Source organism: Faecalibacterium prausnitzii (genome assembly GCF_003287405.1).
Classification (GTDB): domain Bacteria; phylum Bacillota; class Clostridia; order Oscillospirales; family Ruminococcaceae; genus Faecalibacterium; species Faecalibacterium intestinale.
Genome location: NZ_PRLD01000001.1, coordinates 322,744 through 339,878, shown reverse-complemented (window position 1 = coordinate 339,878; position 17,135 = coordinate 322,744). Strand labels below are relative to the sequence as shown.

17 protein-coding genes are annotated in these 17,135 nt (G+C 59.7%); 2 read left to right on the top strand and 15 right to left on the bottom strand.

Going from position 1 to position 17,135, the window contains the following annotated elements; translation table 11 throughout:
* Positions 1-68: 68 nt before the first annotated feature.
* From C4N24_RS01740 to C4N24_RS01720, 5 genes are all read right to left on the bottom strand, one after another.
* Positions 69-1,700, bottom strand: coding sequence for a CTP synthase (locus C4N24_RS01740; RefSeq protein ID WP_112090073.1), 1,632 nt, complete (start codon positions 1,698-1,700; stop codon positions 69-71).
* A 99-nt stretch (positions 1,701-1,799) separates the two neighbouring features.
* Entirely contained in the window at positions 1,800-2,378 is a 579-nt protein-coding gene (locus C4N24_RS01735) for an ANTAR domain-containing response regulator (protein WP_112090072.1), read from the bottom strand.
* Positions 2,379-2,411: 33 nt separating this feature from the next.
* Positions 2,412-3,731 (bottom strand): glutamine synthetase family protein, encoded by a 1,320-nt coding sequence (locus tag C4N24_RS01730; protein ID WP_112090071.1) that lies wholly within the window; start codon positions 3,729-3,731, stop codon positions 2,412-2,414.
* Between the two features lie 162 nt (positions 3,732-3,893).
* Positions 3,894-5,981: a glutamine synthetase III gene (locus C4N24_RS01725; RefSeq protein WP_112090070.1), complete on the bottom strand. Its 2,088-nt coding sequence runs from the start codon at positions 5,979-5,981 to the stop codon at positions 3,894-3,896.
* 490 nt (positions 5,982-6,471) lie between these two features.
* The gene (locus C4N24_RS01720) at positions 6,472-7,701 is read right to left on the bottom strand and encodes a class I SAM-dependent rRNA methyltransferase (protein ID WP_112090069.1); all 1,230 of its coding nucleotides are present in this window, start codon (positions 7,699-7,701) and stop codon (positions 6,472-6,474) included.
* Between the two features lie 110 nt (positions 7,702-7,811).
* Here C4N24_RS01720 and C4N24_RS01715 point away from each other — a divergent pair, with 110 nt between their 5' ends.
* Together C4N24_RS01715 and C4N24_RS01710 are read left to right on the top strand one after the other, a co-directional pair.
* Positions 7,812-8,300 (top strand): CYTH domain-containing protein, encoded by a 489-nt coding sequence (locus tag C4N24_RS01715; RefSeq protein ID WP_112090068.1) that lies wholly within the window; start codon positions 7,812-7,814, stop codon positions 8,298-8,300.
* Between the two features lie 77 nt (positions 8,301-8,377).
* The gene (locus tag C4N24_RS01710) at positions 8,378-8,929 is read left to right on the top strand and encodes a rhomboid family intramembrane serine protease (protein ID WP_347475202.1); all 552 of its coding nucleotides are present in this window, start codon (positions 8,378-8,380) and stop codon (positions 8,927-8,929) included.
* A 109-nt stretch (positions 8,930-9,038) separates the two neighbouring features.
* Here C4N24_RS01710 and C4N24_RS01705 read toward each other — a convergent pair whose 3' ends face one another.
* From C4N24_RS01705 to cobT, 10 genes are all read right to left on the bottom strand, one after another.
* Positions 9,039-9,578 (bottom strand): DUF3795 domain-containing protein, encoded by a 540-nt coding sequence (locus C4N24_RS01705; protein ID WP_112090066.1) that lies wholly within the window; start codon positions 9,576-9,578, stop codon positions 9,039-9,041.
* 148 nt (positions 9,579-9,726) lie between these two features.
* Positions 9,727-10,401 carry a precorrin-8X methylmutase gene (locus C4N24_RS01700; protein WP_097783862.1) on the bottom strand — a complete coding sequence of 225 codons (675 nt, stop codon included), beginning with the start codon at positions 10,399-10,401 and terminating at the stop codon, positions 9,727-9,729.
* The gene (locus C4N24_RS01695) at positions 10,398-11,894 is read right to left on the bottom strand and encodes a cobyric acid synthase (protein WP_112090065.1); all 1,497 of its coding nucleotides are present in this window, start codon (positions 11,892-11,894) and stop codon (positions 10,398-10,400) included. The genes C4N24_RS01700 and C4N24_RS01695 overlap by 4 nt, the downstream gene beginning before the upstream one ends.
* The gene (gene cobD, locus C4N24_RS01690) at positions 11,891-12,940 is read right to left on the bottom strand and encodes a threonine-phosphate decarboxylase CobD (RefSeq protein ID WP_112090169.1); all 1,050 of its coding nucleotides are present in this window, start codon (positions 12,938-12,940) and stop codon (positions 11,891-11,893) included. The genes C4N24_RS01695 and cobD overlap by 4 nt, the downstream gene beginning before the upstream one ends.
* Entirely contained in the window at positions 12,940-13,890 is a 951-nt protein-coding gene (gene cbiB / locus C4N24_RS01685; protein WP_112090064.1) for an adenosylcobinamide-phosphate synthase CbiB, read from the bottom strand. Before cbiB ends, cobD begins: the two co-directional genes overlap by 1 nt.
* Positions 13,887-14,486, bottom strand: coding sequence for a histidine phosphatase family protein (locus C4N24_RS01680; RefSeq protein WP_112090063.1), 600 nt, complete (start codon positions 14,484-14,486; stop codon positions 13,887-13,889). Before C4N24_RS01680 ends, cbiB begins: the two co-directional genes overlap by 4 nt.
* Positions 14,480-14,806 carry a bifunctional adenosylcobinamide kinase/adenosylcobinamide-phosphate guanylyltransferase gene (locus C4N24_RS01675; RefSeq protein WP_112090062.1) on the bottom strand — a complete coding sequence of 109 codons (327 nt, stop codon included), beginning with the start codon at positions 14,804-14,806 and terminating at the stop codon, positions 14,480-14,482. Before C4N24_RS01675 ends, C4N24_RS01680 begins: the two co-directional genes overlap by 7 nt.
* On the bottom strand, positions 14,803-15,555 hold the full coding sequence (locus C4N24_RS01670; protein WP_112090061.1) for an adenosylcobinamide-GDP ribazoletransferase: 753 nt from the start codon (positions 15,553-15,555) through the stop codon (positions 14,803-14,805). The genes C4N24_RS01675 and C4N24_RS01670 overlap by 4 nt, the downstream gene beginning before the upstream one ends.
* On the bottom strand, positions 15,552-16,073 hold the full coding sequence (locus tag C4N24_RS01665) for a bifunctional adenosylcobinamide kinase/adenosylcobinamide-phosphate guanylyltransferase (RefSeq protein WP_112090060.1): 522 nt from the start codon (positions 16,071-16,073) through the stop codon (positions 15,552-15,554). Before C4N24_RS01665 ends, C4N24_RS01670 begins: the two co-directional genes overlap by 4 nt.
* Positions 16,067-17,131 (bottom strand): nicotinate-nucleotide--dimethylbenzimidazole phosphoribosyltransferase, encoded by a 1,065-nt coding sequence (gene cobT / locus C4N24_RS01660; protein ID WP_112090059.1) that lies wholly within the window; start codon positions 17,129-17,131, stop codon positions 16,067-16,069. The genes C4N24_RS01665 and cobT overlap by 7 nt, the downstream gene beginning before the upstream one ends.
* Positions 17,132-17,135 lie beyond the last annotated feature (4 nt).

Sequence of the window (17,135 nt, the reverse complement as noted above, 5' to 3'; positions counted from 1 at the left end):
ATTGTCTTACACAAAGCAAGGCCGCAGCACGGTATTTGTGCTGCGGCCTTGCCCGTTATATTATGCTGTTACAGATGCAGCATATCCCGCTGGGCGGCAGCGCGGTAGCGCAGCGCAGCGGCGATAAAGCCCTTGAACAGGGGATGTGCGCGGTTGGGGCGGCTCTTGAACTCCGGGTGGAACTGTGCACCCAGATGGAAGTCGCGGCCGGGCAGCTCCACAGTCTCCACCAGATGGCCGTCCGGGCTTGTGCCGGAAATGACCAGCCCGGCGTCCTGCATCTCCTGCCGGAAGTCGTTGTTGAATTCATAGCGGTGGCGGTGGCGCTCCCAGATCTCGCTCTCGCCGTAACATTCGGCCATCTTGGTGCCGGGCTTCACCGTGCAGGGGTACTTGCCCAGACGCATGGTGCCGCCCTTGGGGATGTTGCCCTGCTGATCCGGCATCAGGGAGATGACGTTGTGGGCACCGTCCGGGGTGAACTCGCTGGAATTAGCGTCCTTGTAGCCCAGCACATTGCGGGCAAATTCAATGACCATGATCTGCATACCAAGGCAGATGCCAAAGCAGGGCACATGGTTCTCGCGGGCGTACTGGGCGGCTTGGATCATGCCCTCGATGCCGCGGTCGCCAAAGCCGCCGGGCACGATGATGCCGTCCACGTCTGCAAAAGCTTCCTTGCAGGCAGCCTGATCGGTCAGATCCTCGCTTTCCACCCAGCGGATCTCCACCTGACTGTCGTTCTCAAACCCGGCGTGGTACAAGCTTTCCATCACCGAGAGGTATGCATCGTGCAGCTTGACGTACTTGCCCACCAGTGCAATGGTGCAGGTCTTGCTGCGGGTGGCAATGCGGGAGACCACCTGCTTCCACTCGGTCAGGTCGGCAGGGGGAACATCCAGATGCAGCTGCTGCACCACCACATCGTCCAGACCGTTGGTGTGCAGCATCAGCGGGCACTGGTAGAGACTGGGCATGGTCAGGTTCTCGATGACGCACTCCGGCTTGACGTTGCAGAAGGTGCTGATCTTGCGGCGGATATCGCTGCCCACGCTGCCGTCTGCGCGCAGGATGATGATATCGGGGCTTACGCCCATGCCCTGCAGCTCCTTGACCGAGTGCTGGGCGGGCTTGGATTTGTATTCGTCCGAGCCGGAGATGTAGGGCACCAGCACCACATGGATGAAGCAGCAGTTCTCCCGTCCCTGCTCCAGACCCACCTGACGGATGGCCTCAAGGAAGGGCTGGCTCTCGATATCGCCGGTGGTGCCGCCGATCTCGGTAATGACCACGTCCGCTTCGGTAGAGGATGCCAGATTGTAGATGTAGCTCTTGATCTCGTTGGTGATGTGGGGGATGATTTGCACCGTCTGCCCCAGATAAGCGCCCTGACGCTCCTTGTTCAGCACGTTCCAGTATACCTTGCCGGTGGTCAGGTTGGAGTATTTGTTCAGGTTTTCGTCGATGAAACGCTCGTAATGACCCAAATCCAGATCGGTCTCGGTGCCGTCATCGGTCACGAACACCTCGCCGTGCTGCAAGGGGCTCATGGTGCCCGGGTCCACGTTCACATAGGGATCCAGTTTCTGGCTGGCCACCTTCAGGCCGCGGCACTTCAAAAGCCGACCCAGAGATGCAGCAGTAATGCCTTTGCCCAGACCGGAGACCACGCCGCCGGTCACAAAAATAAATTTTGCCATAAAAATATACCTTCCTCTGTCGTAAAATAAAACTCTCCTATAAAAGGCTCACTCCCGGCGCACCCCTTTCCCGGCGGGTGCGGGGCGAAGCCCTGCTTATTATTCGCTTCTGTCAGCGTACTCCTCCAGCACCTCCTGCGCCACCTCGGCGCGGTCGCGGCGGGTGTCCATGGCCTGTTTTTCAAGGTAGCGGTGCGCTTCGGCCTCGGTCATGTGGGCGTGCTCTACCAGACAGCACTTTGCCCGGCTGATCAGCCGCAGCTGCCCGATCTTGTCCTGCAGGCGGGCATTCTCCTGCCGCAGACGCTGCAGGCGGTGGTTGCCGGCAGCCGCCATGTGCATGGCCTGCAAAAACAACGGGGTGGTGAAGGGCTTGCTCAGCAGCAGCACCCCTTGCTCGTTCAAGGGGGCAAGCAGCTGCTCGGCCTGTGCAGCCTTTACCAGAAAGACCACACCGGCATCGGTCTGCTCCACAGCGGTGATGCACAGTTCGTGCCCGAACTCATCGGGCAGGGGAGCGTTGACCACGATCAACTCAAAATCAGATTCCGACATTCTGCGCCGCGCCTCGGCTCCGCTGGGAATGATCACCGGGCGGCTGTAACCCATCTCGGACAGCCGTGCGGCGATATACTCGTTGGAGTTGGCACCGGCGCTTACGATCAGTGCGCGTCCCATTTTCCGCACTCCTTTCTCCTGCGCTGGCAGGGATCAGATGGCGTTAAAATAGTAGACGCGCTCGTGCTCGGCCTGGTCAGGCGCATTCCGCAATGCGGCGCAGCGCTTGAGTTCCTCCGAGAAATAGCGCTTAGAAAGCCCCTCCGGCAGCACTTTGCGCAAAAACTCGCTCTCCTCGGCTACCTGCACCGCCTCCTCAAGGGTGGCGGGCAGGGTCTCAAGGCCCAGTCCTTCGGCCTCGGCGGCATCGAACAGGTTGCGGTTCACCGGCGGGGGCAGCACCATGCGCTTTTCAATGCCGTCCAGTCCGGCGGCAAGAATCAGGCCAATGGCCAGATACGGGTTGCAGGCGGGGTCCGGGCTGCGCAGCTCCATGCGGCAGCTGTCGCCCTTGACCATGGGGATGCGCACCAGCTGGCTGCGGTTCTGGCGGCTCCAGCTCACATAGCGGGGCGCTTCGTCACAGCCAAAGCGCTGGTAGCTGTTGGGCAGGGGATTGGTGAACACGGTCAGTTCCCGGCTGTGTGCCAGCACACCGGCCATAAAGCTGCCTGCTACGCTGTCCGGGGCAATATCGCCCTCAAACAGGTTTTTGCCGTCCATGTAAAGCGAGAGGTTGATGTGCAGCCCGCTGCCGGCCTGCTGGGGCAGGGGCTTGGGCAGAAAGCTGGCGTGCAGGCCGTTGCGCATGGCAATGGCACGGACGATCTGCTTAAAGGTCATTACGTTGTCGGCGGTTTTCAGCGGCCCTGCGTAGCGGCAGTCGATCTCGTTCTGGCCGTTGCCGCTCTCGTGGTGGCTGTGCTGGGGTGCCATACCCATCTGCTCCATGGTCAGGCAGATGTCCCGGCGCAGGTTCTCGCCCGCATCCAGCGGCGCAACGTCAAAATATCCGCCAAAGTCGATGGGAATGCAGGTGGGACGGCCGCGGTCGTCCTTTTCAAACAGATAAAACTCGCACTCAGTGCCCACGTTGCAGGTAAGCCCCAGCTTTTTGAACTTGCGGTTCACATCCCGCAAAAAGCCCCGGCAGTTGCCGCCAAAGGATGCGCCGTCCGGCTTTTCCACATCGCAGAAGAACTGCATCACCCGCCCCTCGGTGGGACGCCACGGCAGGATGGTCACGGTGGAAAGATCCGGCCGCAGCACAAGGTCGCTTTCCTCAACGTGCATAAAGCCCGCAATAGAGCTGCCGTCAAAGCATACGCCCTCTTCCAGCGCCTTGGACAGATTGCTGGCCAGCACGGCAATGTTCTTCTGGGTGCCAAAAATATCACAGAAGGCAAAGCGCACAAATTTGACGTTGTTGTCCTCCACGAAATCCAGAATATCCTGTTGGGTGGAATAGCTCATAAATAACCCCCCTTACAAAAAATTCATTTCAAGTAAAACGCCCAAAGGCCTGCCCTCAAAAAGGGAGCAGGTCTTTGGGCTGGTGTAAGAAATAGGAAAAGGAGAATGGCTAATTGATCCGGCAGCCGGCGGATGCTTATTTTTTACGCGGTCAGGAGATTATCAGACGTAGTAAAGCATCTTGCTGTAGCTGGGCAGAGGCCAGTAATCCTCGCCGCAGATGGTCTCGGCATCGTCGGCAGCGGCGCGCAGGGCGTCCATCACCGGGAGAACGTTATCGTGGAAGGCAACAGCCTTCTCGCTCTCGGTGGACAGTGCCTTTGCGGCATTCACGGCATCCTGCAGGGTGTCGATGGCATCGCTCATAGCATCGGCGTCAGAAGAAAGCTTTTCCAAAGTCTTGGTCTCGCTGCGCACGCTGATGTGCTCGCTGACAGCCAGCTTGGAGGCGGCGGTATTGGCAACCTCGCTCATGTAGGCGTTGATGGCGGGCAGCAGCTGCTTGCGTGCCATCTCCAGCATGGTCAGAGCCTCGATGTTGATGATCTTGGAGTAATGCTCCATCTCCACCTCGTAGCGGCTTTCCATCTCCACCTTGGTCAGCACGCCGAACTCTTCCATCAGGGCGATGTTCTTGGGCTCGACCAGTGCGGGCAGAGCAGCGGGGGTATTCTTCTTGTTGGGCAGGCCGCGCTTGGCTGCCTCGGCCTCCCACTCGGCGGTGTAACCGTTGCCGTTGAAGATAACGCGGCGATGGTCACGGATGGTGCGCTTGACCAGAGCGATGGCTGCGCTGGTAAAGTCCTCAGCGCCCTCCAGCTCGTCGGCGTAGCTCTTCAGTTCCTTGGCGACAGCGGTGTTCAGAATGGTATCGCAGTCGCTCAGGTTCTGAGAAGAGCCGGGCATACGGAACTCGAACTTGTTGCCGGTGAAGGCGAAAGGAGAGGTGCGGTTGCGGTCGGTGGTGTCCTTGCTGAACTTGGGCAGGACGTCCACGCCCAGATCCATCTTCATCTTGACGGGGCCGGCATAGGGAGAATCAGATGCAATGGCATCGATGACGGCTTCCAGCTCCTCGCCCACGAAGATAGAGATGATGGCCGGAGGTGCCTCGTTGGCACCCAGACGGTGATCGTTGCCCGGCGTAGCCACAGAGGTGCGCAGCAGATCAGCGTACTCATCCACAGCCTTGATGACAGCGGCCAGGAAGATCAGGAACTGCAGGTTCTCCATGGGGGTGTCGCCGGGATCCAGCAGGTTCTCCTCGGTGGTGGACAGCGACCAGTTGTTGTGCTTGCCGCTGCCGTTCACGCCCTCAAAGGGCTTCTCGTGCTGCAGGCAGATCAGGCCGTACTTGGGGGCGATCTTGCGCATCATTTCCATGGTCAGCAGGTTGTGGTCAATGGCCACGTTGGTGGTGTCGTAAATGGGAGCAAGCTCGTGCTGGCAGGGAGCAACCTCGTTGTGCTTGGTCTTGGCGGGTACGCCCAGCTTCCACAGCTCTTCGTCCAGTTCCTTCATGAACGCAGAAACCTCGGGACGGATGACGCCGAAGTAGTGCTCTTCCAGCTCCTGACCCTTTGCAGAGGGAGCGCCGAACAGGGTGCGGCCGGTGAGGATCAGATCCTGACGTGCCTCGTAGTCCTCCTTCTTGACCAGGAAGTACTCCTGCTCGGGGCCAACGGTGGTGGAGACGTAGTCCACATCCTTGCCGAACAGCTTCAGGATGCGGACGGCCTGACCGGACAGTGCGTTCATGGAACGCAGCAGGGGGGTCTTTTTATCCAGAGCCTCGCCGGTGTAGCTGACGAATGCGGTGGGGATGCACAGCACGTCATCCTTCACAAAGGCGTAGCTGGTGGGATCCCATGCGGTGTAGCCGCGTGCTTCGCAGGTAGCGCGCAGACCGCCGGAGGGGAAGGAGGAAGCATCGGGCTCGCCGCGTACCAGCTCCTTGCCGGAGAACTCCATGATGGCGGTGCCGTCGCCCACAGGGCTGACGAAGCCATCGTGCTTCTCGCTGGTGATGCCGGTCAGGGGCTGGAACCAGTGGGTGTAATGGGTAGCACCCAGCTCCATAGCCCAGCGCTTCATCACGCTGGCGACAACGTTTGCCACCTCAATATCCAGCGGAGCACCCTTGTGCAGGGTGTTCTTCAAGCTCTTGTAAGTAGCGCTGGGCAGGCGCTCCTTCATAACGTGCTCATTAAAGACCTTGCTGCCGTAGATCTCCATAACATTTGCTGCCATAAATCCTACTCCTTACTTGATCTTACTTTTTTCTTTCGCCTTGGGTCTGCCGCAATGCAGAAACCCAAAGCTTGCTTACATCCTAGGGTGTATCTGAAAAGTCGAAAATTTAGTCTATTTCTACAAGCACAGCCGGATTTTGCGTTAAACAGCCTTGAAATCCACAAAGGATTCCAGCGGCTATTTGCCTTAAATCCCGCTTGTGCTTGCGAAATATTCGTCATTTTCTTTGTTTTCAGATACACCTTAACAAAAACGGCGCTGCGAGTCAGGAGGTGACCCACAGCGCCGTTGCTGTCTATGGCTAGATTATAGTCTTTGCGGGCAAAAAAGGCAATTGACAAAACTGACGATTCTGTACAAACACGATCCCGGATTTTTGGAACAACCGCGATTAGTATGACTTTTGTACCGAAAAAGCCCCATTCAGGACGGCTTTCTTCGGCTGAAAGGTGCGCAGCGCGCGGCAATTGTTCTTATTGTAAAAGCATCAGATGACCTGAAACAGGAAAAACTTGAGGTAATTCGTTTCCGGCACGCCCCACAGAATGGGATGATCCGGTGCCTGCTGCTTTACCTCGATCTGCCGCAGCTGCCGGTGGGCGTCCTTAGCGGCAGCGCGCAGCATCTTGATGAACAACTCCTCGGTGGCAAAGTGGGAGCAGCTGGCAGTGGCCAGATACCCGCCCCGGGGCAGCAGCTTCATGGCGCGGTAGTTGATCTCCTTGTAGCCGCGCATGGCATTCTCCACCGTGCGGCGCGCCTTGGTAAAGGCAGGGGGATCCAGAATGATAAAGTCGTAGGGGTGGCCCTCCTTTTCCAGCCGGGGCAGCAGGGCAAAGGTGTCCTCGCAGAGGAAATCCATGTTGTCGAGGTTGTTGCGGTCGGCGTTGCGCTTTGCCATGGCAATGGCTTCGGCGCTGATGTCGGCGGCGGTCACCCGGGCAGCACCGCCCTTGGCGGCGTTCAGGGCAAAGCTGCCGGTGTGGGTAAAGCAGTCAAGCACGGTGTGCCCGGCGGCAAGGCGCGCCACCGCCCGGCGGTTATATTTCTGGTCAAGGAAAAAGCCGGTCTTTTGGCCGTTTTCAAAGTCCACATGGTAGTACACGCCGTTTTCACAGATCTCGGTCTGGGTGGTTTCCGGGTGGCTCTCGCCGGGCAGGGCAAACCAGCCCTTGTTCTGTTCCAGCCCCTCCTTGGCGCGCAGGGCTTCATCGTTGCGCTCGTAGATGCCGTCAATGGTCTGTCCGTCTGCCCGCAGCACCTCAGCCAAAAGCGGGAAGAGCACCGGCTTCAGCTTTTCCATGCCCACGCTCAAAGTCTGGGTGACCAGAACGTTGTTGAACCGGTCCACCGTCAGGCCGGGGAACTGGTCCGCCTCGCCAAAGATGAAGCGGCAGGCGGAAAGGTCGGCAGGCTCCAGCACGGTCTTACGGTAAGCCCATGCGTACTCCACCCGGCGCCGCCAGAAGGCGGTATCAAAGGTATCGTTGGCGTTGCGGGAAATGAGCCGCACCCGGATCTTGCTTTGCAGCGAGAGAAAACCGGTGCCGAGGTATGCGCCCTTGGGACTGACCACATCCACCAGCGTGCCGTTTTCCGGCTCGGTGCCGGGGGCTTCCAGAATATCGTTCTCGTATACCCATGGATGCCCGCCCACCAAAAGACCCTCGGCGTGCTTATTGACTTTATATACAGGATAAGTGCGTTCGCTTTTCATAAAATGCTCCTTCAACTAAGAATGCGCAAAATGATGCTCGTTCTGCTCTTTATCATAACATAAAAATATGGTAGAATAAATACAAAATTTTGCGGAAGGAAGAAAACGCTATGGAGATCGAACGCAAATGGATGGTGACCGGCTGGCCGGTGGGGCTGCCCCTTGAGGAAGAATTCACCATGCGGCAGGGCTATATCAGCGTGCAGCCCACGGTGCGCATCCGGGAGGAAGCACTGACCGGCGGCAGTACCGACTATATCCTCTGCTTCAAGTCCGCAGGGGGCTTGGCACGGGAGGAGATCGAGCGCAGCATCGATAAAGACCTGTTTGTGCAGCTGGAAGAGAAGATCATCGGCAAGCCCCTGATCAAAAAGGTGCGCCGGAGCTACCGCTTGCCGGATGGTGCGGTGCTGGAGGTGAACCATGTGGACGAGGGCCTGCCTACAGCGTTCTGGTACGCCGAGGTGGAGTACCCCACGGTGGAAGCCGCGCTCCGCTGGCAGCCTGCGGCCTGCGGCCTTGCGGCATACCTCAACGATGAAGTGACGAACCAGCCCGGCCAGAGCATGGGCGCATACTGGGCACAAACCAGAGGATAACGCCGACAATACTGTGAAGGGAATGACTGTTTACGAAAAAGATCAAGCTGAAACTGGAACTCCAGTATAACTCGCCGGTGATCCTTACCTTTTTTCTGCTGTCCATGCTGGTGCTGCTGGCAGACGGCTGGACGAACGGCTGGAGCACCATGAACCTTTTCTGCGTGTACCGCTCCTCGTGGCGGGACCCGCTGGGCTACATCCGGCTGTTCGGTCATGTGCTGGGCCATGCCAACTGGGAGCATTTTCTCAATAATATGCTGCTGCTGTTGGTAGTGGGCCCGCCCATGGAGGAAAAATACGGCAGCATCCCGCTGCTCAAGGGGATTCTGTTCACCGCGCTGGTCACCGGCGTGCTGCAATGCATCCTGTTCCCCCACACGGGGCTGTTGGGTGCGTCCGGCATCGTGTTCATGCTCATCATGCTGTCCTCACTGGCAGGCTTTTCCGGCGGCATCCCGGTCACCATGCTGCTGGTGGCGGCGCTGTACTTCGGCCAGCAGGTGTATGATATCATCTTTGTGCACGATAACGTGGCAAACTTTATGCACATCGTAGGCGGCCTGTGCGGTACCGCCTTCGGCTATTACTGCGCCCTCCACCGCCGCCCGGCGCGCGGACGCAGATAAAAGAGAAAAATTATAGATAAAAACGGGATACCGGCGCGTCTGCGGACGCGCCGGTATCCCGTTTTTACGAGAAAGAAAATAATGAGTGCGGCAAACTGAAATTTACAAACTACTTTTTAACAAGTTTTAGCTCTATATTTCTTCTATCAGCAATTTTTTGAAGTATATCAACTATATATGAACATTGTTCTTTGACGGACAAGACAGACAATTCATCATTTTGTTGTATTTGTTTCATAGCTTCTTGTAATTCTGAAAGCTCTAATAAATTGACTGCTACACAGAAGAAATTTTTTCTGCGACCGTCATTATAGTTAGCAAGTAAATGAGAAAGAATTTGCATTTTTTCCCGTTGTTGAAGATTATACTGTTCAACACCAATGTCCTGTATCATTTTCAAGTCTGCTTTTTGGCGTTTATGAGTTATAAAAGAATCATATTTATCAATATACCGATATTTTTCACATGGATAACTTTCACATTCATAACAATATTCAATTTTACCATGTTCAAGGCTACACTTAGCAATTCCGCACGATTGATTACCATTCCCGCAACCGCCACAGTGCTTTCCTAAAAACATAGGGCATAACCCACAATTCAATCCGCAAAGGGAAAATAATTGATTTTTTCGCTCAAATCCTTTCATATTATCAGTTCCTTATAAATTTCGATTTGTTGAACTAAGCCGAGTATACCATACCAGCCAATAAAAGAATACCCCTCTAGGGGAGAATTGGCTGAAAAAAGCGTTCAAAGTGCGCCGCAGAGCACTTTGAACGCGAACCATAAAAATATTATTTCCACCCCCGGTCGGTGGGGTCCAGCATCCCGGCGGCGGAATACACCAGCGCGTTGCAGATGGCAGCAGCAACATTGCTGCCGCCCTTACGCCCCATGGCAACAATGGCGGGCACGCCGTGGGCGGTGCACACCTCAAACAGCCGCTCCTTGCTCTCCACCACGTTCACAAAGCCCACCGGCACCCCGATGACCAGCGCAGGGCGCAGCCCGGCGGTTTCGATCAGATCGGCAATGGTCAGCAGCGCCGTGGGGGCGTTGCCCACTGCAAGGATGGCACCGGGATGCTCGGCGGCGGCTCTTTGCATGGACGCCACCGCCCGGGTGGTGCCGTTGGCCTTTGCCAACGCGGCTACCTCCGGGTCTGCCATGTAGCACAGCGCTGTGCCGCCCAGCCGCGCAAGGCCCGGCTTTGTAATGCCGGAAAGCGCCATGTTGGTGTCGGTAACAATGGGTGCAGCGGCTTGCAGCGCCGCCACGCCCGCCGCTACCGCACCGGGGGTAAAGCGCAGGTTGCGGGCGTAGTCGAAATCTGCGGTGGTGTGGATCACCCGCTTGACCACAGCGGCAGTCTCCGGCGGCGGGGTCAGACCCATTGCGTCCAGCTCTGCGGTGATAATAGAAAGGCTCGTCCGCTCGATGTCGGCGGGCAGATGGTGCTGCGGGGTCATAGGGTGTTCCTCCTTTCCAGTCCCATGGCGGCGTACAGGGCGTTCATGTCCAGCGCCCGGCGCACGCCGTCGGCCAGCAGGTCGAACTGCTGCTGCCGGTACTCTGCCATGGAGAGCAGCGGCGCATCGGCAGGGGAGATGCCCTTGCGGCTGCACAGCAGCTGCACCAGCTTTTCGGTCAGCTCTCCGGTATCGAACAGGCCGTGCAGATAAGTGCCCGCCACGTTGCCCTGTACGCAGCCCTCGGCGCTGCCGTCCGCAAGGCGGCAGAAGGGAACACCCTGCACGGCAGTGCGCCCGGTATGGATCTGGTAGCCGGTCAGCGCTGCCCCCGCCAGCTGTGGCGCGGTGACGGTTGCGGCGTCCTGCGTGCGGTGCTTTGCGTCCGTAAACACGGTTTGGGTGGGCAGCAGCCCCAGCCCGCGCACGGTCTGGCTGCGTCCGCTCTCAGTGCCCTCCGGGTCGGCGAGAGTATCGCCCAGCATCTGGTAGCCGCCGCACACGCCCAGCACCGGCGTGCCGGAAGCCGCCAGCTTTTGCACCGCAGCTTCCAGCCCGCACTGCCGCAGCCAGAGCAGGTCATCGATGGTGTTTTTTGTACCCGGCAGAATGACCACATCCGGTGCGCCCAGATGCCGGGGGCTTTGCACATACCGCACGCTCAGCAGCGGGTGCTGTTCCAGCGGCATGAAATCCGTAAAATTGGAGATATGCGGCAGCCGCAGAATGGCAGCATCCAGCGGCTTGACGGCGCTGCTGCTTTCCAGCCGGGAGGAGAGGGAGTCCTCGTCCTCGATATCCACCCGCAGGTAGGGCACAACGCCCAGCACCGGCAGATGGGTCTTTTCTTCCAGCATGGTAAGGCCGGGTTTCAGGATGGCGGCATCGCCCCGGAATTTGTTGATGACCAGACCCATGATGCGTGCCCGCTCGGCGGGTTCCAGCAGCTCCACCGTGCCGTACAGCTGTGCAAACACGCCGCCCCGGTCGATATCGCCAGCCAGCAGCACCGGTGCATCCACCAGCTTTGCCAGACCCATGTTGACGATATCGTCCGCTTTTAAATTGATCTCTGCCGGGCTGCCTGCGCCCTCAATAACGATGATATCCACCTCTTCGGCCAGACTATTGTACGCGGCTAAAATATCCGGGATCAGGCTCTTTTTCAGCTTGAAATAGGTGGCTGCGGGCATCTGTCCGCGCACCTCGCCGTTCACGATGACCTGACTGCCCACATCGCTGCTGGGTTTGAGCAGAATGGGATTCATGCGCACATCCGGCTCCATGCCGGCGGCCTGTGCCTGCACCACCTGTGCCCGGCCCATTTCCAGCCCGTCTCGGGTGACAAAGCTGTTCAGCGCCATGTTCTGGCTTTTAAAGGGGGCTACCCGGTAGCCGTCCTGTGCAAAAATACGGCACAGCGCGGTGCACAGCAGACTTTTGCCCGCACCGCTCATCGTGCCCTGTACCATGATACATTTTGCCCGGCTCATGCAAGCACCTCCCGTAAGGCTTCTATAAGCTGCTGGTTTTCCGGCGCGGTGCGCACGGCAGTGCGGTACCAGCTGCCGTCCAGTCCGGGGTAGTTGCCGCAGCTGCGCAGCACGATACCGCGCTGCCGCAGGATGTTGCCCAGCGTTTCCGGTGCCTGGAACAGCAGATAATTCGCGCTACCATCCAGCACCCGCAGCCCCAGCGCACGCAAGCCGTCCCGCAAAACAGGACGCTGCTGCGCGATAAGCGCCTGCACCCGGGCTACATAGACAGTCTCGTCCAGCGCCGCCAGCCCCGCCGCCTGTGCAAGGCTGGAGACAGCCCACGGCTGCCCGGCTGTCTGCATTTTCTCCAGCAGAGCGGTGTTGCTGCACAGGCAGTAGCCCAGCCGCACCCCGGCCATGCCGTACAGCTTTGTAAAGGCTTTCAGGATGATGAGGTTCGGGCTTGCCAGCAGCTTTTTGGCAGACAGCACCTCACTTTGCGGCAGAAAGTCCAGAAAGCACTCGTCCACCACCAGCAGCGCACCGCAGCGTTCGCACCGGCGCAGCAGCGCTTCCACCAGCGGCAGCGGCGTCAGCTGCCCGGTGGGGTTATTGGGCTGGCAGAGGAATACCATGTCGGTGTCCTCGTCCACTGCGGAAACAAACGCTTCCGTCACTGCAAAATCTTCTTTTTCCTGCAGAAAATGCCGCCGGACGGTGCAGCCTGCCGTTTCCAGCGCGGCGGCATACTCCGCAAAGGTAGGGGCGGGCAGCAGCGCCGTGCGGGGCTTTGCCGTCCACACCAGACGGAAGATGAGGTCTGCCGCGCCGTTGCCGCAGAGGATGTGCTCCATGGGCACCTTCTCGTGCACTGCCAGCTTTGCCCGCAAAGCGCGGCAGAGAGGGTCGGGGTAGCGGTCGGCGGTGGCAAGCGCGGCAGTAATGGCCTTTGCCACCCCCTCCGGCAATCCCAGCGGGCTGACATTGGCCGAAAAGTCCAGCGCATCCTGTCCGTACTGCGCCCGGTAACCTGCCCAGTCGCCGCCATGTACCAGCTGCATCATAAAATACCTCGTATCAATAGCCCAAGCGCCAGCGCCAGCAGGCTTTCGGCATACATCATGCGGTCTGCGCGGCGGATATCCTCCGGCTCAATGGGACGCACGGCATCGCCGATGGTGGGCTTAGGGTAGTATTCACCAAAATAATAGGCGGGCCCGGCAAGCTGCACGTTCAGCGCACCGGCGCAGGCGCTCTCGGTCTGGGCGCTGTTGGGGCTGGCGTGGTTGTGGCGGTCCCGCCGCCAGATGCGCCACGCATTGCGGGCATCGTTGCCGGTCAGGGCAGCAGCCGCCACCCACAGCAAAGCGGCAATGCGGCTGGGCAGGTAGTTTGCAACATCGTCCAGTTTTGCCGCTGCACGGCCAAAATAAAGATACTGCGTGTTTTTATAGCCCACCATGCTGTCCATGGTGTTGATGGCTTTATAAGTGAGCGCCAGAGGTGCGCCGCCCAGCAGCATATACAACAGCGGTGCGATCACCCCGTCGCTGGCGTTTTCGGCAACCGTTTCCACAGCGGCTTTGGTCACGCCTTCCGCAGTCAGTGCCTGCGTATCCCGCCCCACGATGCGGCTCACGGCAATGCGGGCGGCAGGCAGGTCGGGCTTTGTCAGCTCCCGGTAGACGTTCATGCTCTCCTGCACCAGCCCCTTTGCCGCCAGTGCCTGCCCGCACCAGAACATCTGTACTGTCAGCCCCAGCAGCGGGTGCAGGGCGGCGGCTCCCATGCAGACAAGGCTTGCAAGCGCAAAGGTGCCCACCGGTAAGCAAAAGGCCAAGATGCGCCCGCCCCAAAGCTCGCCCTCCGGCGTTTTGGGCAGGCGGGTACGCAGTCCCTTTTCCAGCGCAGAGATGGCCTTGCCCATGTACACTACCGGATGCGGCAGCCACGCAGGGTCGCCGAAAACGGCATCCAGTACAAAGCCGCCCAGTACCGCGTAGCCGATCATGCCTGCGCCTCCTTTGTGTACTGCACGGTTTTTATCAAATGCAGTACCCGCTTTGCCGCCCAGTCCTTAGCGTCCAGCACAAAGCCGCCGGCGTTGGGGGCGCACCATTCGTAGTAATCCTTGTGGGGCAGGGCGTAGCGCTCCATGGCAGCCATCTGGGTGCCGCCGTGGGCTAAGATGACCAGCATCTCCTCGCCGCTTGCAAGGGCTTTGTCCACCAGTGCAGAAAAGGCCGCACAAATGCGCTCACAAAACGCGGCCTTGGTCTCGCCGTCCGGGCAGGGGCTTTCACAGTTGGCGGCTACCCATGCAAGGTAGTCCGGGTCGTGCTCCATTTCAATATAGTTTCTCCCCTCAAAGCTGCCAAAGCACATCTCCTTCAGGTCGTCTATCTCCACGAGCCTTGCGCCCGGAAACAGTACCTCGGCGGTCTGCCGGGTACGGCAAAGAGGGGTAATGTACACGGTCTTGGGGGAAATGTCTGCCCGGCACAGCATAGCGCGCCCGGCGGCAGAAAGCGGGATATCCCGCTGCCCCTGATAGCGCTTTTCGGCGTTGTATTCAGTCAGGCCGTGACGCAATAAATAGATCAGCATTCCGGCAATTCTCCTTTCAAAACGGTGGGGATGCCGCAGAACATCTGCACCACACACGCAGCACGCGCCGCCAGCAGACAGGCCAGCCGCCCGGCGTTTTCCCGTGCGGCACGCTCGGCCGGGTCTATGGGCACCACACCGCCGCCCACCTCGGTGGACAGCACGATATCATAAGCGGATAATTTGTCCGCGAGTTTCTCAAGTTCGGCTTTGTCTTTGCACCCGGCGGCAAGCTGCTGCACGTCTGCAATGCAGCGGCCGGGCAGGGTGCGGGCAAAGGTACGCTTGCCGCTGTAAAGCGGCCCGGTGATCAGGATCATAACAGCCCTCCCCATTGGCAGGCGCACAGCGCCGCCAGCATCCAAAGCTCAGTCTTTTGCAAAAACCACCCGGCAAGATCGCCGGTAATGCCGCCCAGCTGCTGCACAGCTACATGGTGATACCACAAGAACAGCAAAATTGCAACTGCTGCCAGTGCCCCGCCGCCTAAAGCCAGCAGCGCCCCGCAAAGCAGGATCACCAGCACTGCCAGTACATTGCGCACAGCGGTGCGGTCGGCGGCAGTGGCAAAGGTGTGGGCAAGACCGGTGTTTTTCGCCATGGGAAAGGCCGCCACCGCAAGGCCGGAAAGTGCCCGTTCCAAAATCAGCGCCAACGTCCACAGCGCGCCCACCCGGGGCGTGAACTGCACGCAGGCGGCAAGGCAGAGATAAGCCGCAAAATAGCTGCACAGCCGGATAACGGCAAAGGCACCGCAGTGCGGGTCTTTTAAAATTTCCAGCTTCTTTTCCCGGTCGCCGTAGCTGGCAAGGGCGTCACAGGTGTCGGCGTAGCCATCCAGATGGATGCCGCCGGTCACCCATACCGGCACAAGGCAGAACCCTGCCGCCCGCGCTGGGGCAGGCAGGGGCAGCACCCCGCACACGCACCACAGCGCCCCGCATAAAAGCCCCACCAGCGGAAAGGCGCATAGCGCGTACCGCATATTCTTTTCGTTCCACGCAAACTGCGGCACCGGCACCGCCGAAAACATGGCAAAGGCCACCGCAATGGTCTGCAAAACGATCATTTTTCCACTCCTTTATAATAGACAGGGATGCCGCACACCACCCGCACTACGGCGTCTGCCCGGGCGGCAAGGGCGTTGTTCACCCGTGCCAGCGCCAGCAGATAGCGGTCGGTATCCCCGGCATAGTCCGCGCCGCCGCTGAATACCTCGTTGGAAACTACGATCAAGTTTTCGCACTGCGCGGCAAGGCTCTCCAGCCCCTGCAAAATGTGCTCGGCGGCGGCATCGCCCGCCCCGGCGGGGTCGTACAGCTCGTTGGCGGTCAGGTTGCCCAAGTCCTCCAGCAGTGCGGTACCCCTGCGGGGCAAATGCACCGTCTCTAAATGCAGCGGGCACTCGAGGGTCTCAAACTGCTTTGCAGCGCGCATTTTGCGGTGTTTTTCCACCCGGGCAATGCACTCGGCATCCCACACCTGCATGGTAGCCAGATAGTACCGCGGCAAACCGCAGTGCAGCACAAGGGCTTCGGCGTATTCACTTTTGCCGCTGGCAGCGCCGCCCAGCACCAGCGTCAGCATTGGGGCGTATACGGCACAATGCCGCCCTCCGCAAAGGAATAGCACCCCTCGTACACCGCCAGCGCCATGTCCCACAGCGGGATGCTGGCCACTGCGCCGGTGCCTTCGCCCAGATGCAGCCCGGCGGTGAGCAGGGGTGTTTTGCCCAGCGTGTCCAGCACCAGCCGGGCGGCGGGCTCGGTGGAGCAGTGGCTGGCAAACACGGCCTTGGCTGCTGCCGGGCACAGCCGCACGGCGCACAGCGCCGCCACCCCGCTGATGAAGCCGTCCATCAGCACTGGCACACCCGCCAGCGCCCCGCCCAGAAACATCCCGCACAGCCCGGCGATATCAAAACCGCCCAGCTTGCTCAGTACGTCCAAGGCGTCATCAGAGTCGGGATTGTTGCAGGCAATACCCCGCCGGATGGCGTCCACCTTGCGGGCAAGCCCTGCATCGGAAAGCCCCGCACCGCGCCCGGTCATGGTCTGCACCGGCTGTGCCAGCAGCACGGCAGCCACGGCGCTGGAGGAGGTGGTGTTGCCAATGCCCATCTCGCCGGTAGCCACCAGCCCGTAACCCTCGGCGGCAAGCTGCCAGGTCAGGGCGATGCCCCGGCCTATGGCATCCACCGCTTCGGCGCGGGTCATGGCGGGGCCTTTGGTAAAGTCCGCAGTTCCGGCAGCAATGCGGTGGTCCAGCACGCCGGGCACCGGTGCACCGGCGATGCCCATATCCACCGGCAGCACATCGCAGTGCGCCGCCTGCGCCATCCGGCAGACGCTGGTGCGCCGTGCGGCAAGGTTCTCGGCTACGGTGCGAGTCACGCTCTGGTCGGTCTGGCTTACACCCTGCGCCACCACACCGTTGTCCGCGCAGAGCACCGCCACCGCCCGGCGGGAAAAATCAAACTGCGCCGTGCCGGTCAGCGCGGCGGCATCCTCCAGCATCGTCTCCAGCGCACCCAGCCCGCCCAAGGGCTTGGCAAGGATTGCCCAGTGGGCGTGGGCGGCGGCGCGGGCGGCTTCGTCCGGCGGGGTGATGGCAGCAAGCAGCTGCATCAGTTCAGCTTCGGTCATTTTC

Bases quoted from the DNA above. Each gene is read 5' to 3' on its own strand.
- C4N24_RS01675 (WP_112090062.1), bottom strand. From the start codon at position 14,806: ATGATCCTGATCACCGGGCCGCTTTACAGCGGCAAGCGTACCTTTGCC.
- C4N24_RS01700 (WP_097783862.1), bottom strand. From the start codon at position 10,401: ATGACCCCGCAGCACCATCTGCCCGCCGACATCGAGCGGACGAGCCTT.
- C4N24_RS01670 (WP_112090061.1), bottom strand. From the start codon at position 15,555: ATGATCGTTTTGCAGACCATTGCGGTGGCCTTTGCCATGTTTTCGGCG.
- C4N24_RS01735 (WP_112090072.1), bottom strand. From the start codon at position 2,378: ATGGGACGCGCACTGATCGTAAGCGCCGGTGCCAACTCCAACGAGTAT.
- C4N24_RS01705 (WP_112090066.1), bottom strand. From the start codon at position 9,578: ATGAAAGGATTTGAGCGAAAAAATCAATTATTTTCCCTTTGCGGATTG.
- cobD (WP_112090169.1), bottom strand. From the start codon at position 12,940: ATGCAGCTGGTACATGGCGGCGACTGGGCAGGTTACCGGGCGCAGTAC.
- C4N24_RS01730 (WP_112090071.1), bottom strand. From the start codon at position 3,731: ATGAGCTATTCCACCCAACAGGATATTCTGGATTTCGTGGAGGACAAC.
- C4N24_RS01715 (WP_112090068.1), top strand. From the start codon at position 7,812: ATGGAGATCGAACGCAAATGGATGGTGACCGGCTGGCCGGTGGGGCTG.
- C4N24_RS01720 (WP_112090069.1), bottom strand. From the start codon at position 7,701: ATGAAAAGCGAACGCACTTATCCTGTATATAAAGTCAATAAGCACGCC.
- C4N24_RS01680 (WP_112090063.1), bottom strand. From the start codon at position 14,486: ATGCTGATCTATTTATTGCGTCACGGCCTGACTGAATACAACGCCGAA.
- cbiB (WP_112090064.1), bottom strand. From the start codon at position 13,890: ATGATCGGCTACGCGGTACTGGGCGGCTTTGTACTGGATGCCGTTTTC.
- C4N24_RS01740 (WP_112090073.1), bottom strand. From the start codon at position 1,700: ATGGCAAAATTTATTTTTGTGACCGGCGGCGTGGTCTCCGGTCTGGGC.
- C4N24_RS01695 (WP_112090065.1), bottom strand. From the start codon at position 11,894: ATGAGCCGGGCAAAATGTATCATGGTACAGGGCACGATGAGCGGTGCG.
- C4N24_RS01725 (WP_112090070.1), bottom strand. From the start codon at position 5,981: ATGGCAGCAAATGTTATGGAGATCTACGGCAGCAAGGTCTTTAATGAG.
- cobT (WP_112090059.1), bottom strand. From the start codon at position 17,131: ATGACCGAAGCTGAACTGATGCAGCTGCTTGCTGCCATCACCCCGCCG.
- C4N24_RS01665 (WP_112090060.1), bottom strand. From the start codon at position 16,073: ATGCTGACGCTGGTGCTGGGCGGCGCTGCCAGCGGCAAAAGTGAATAC.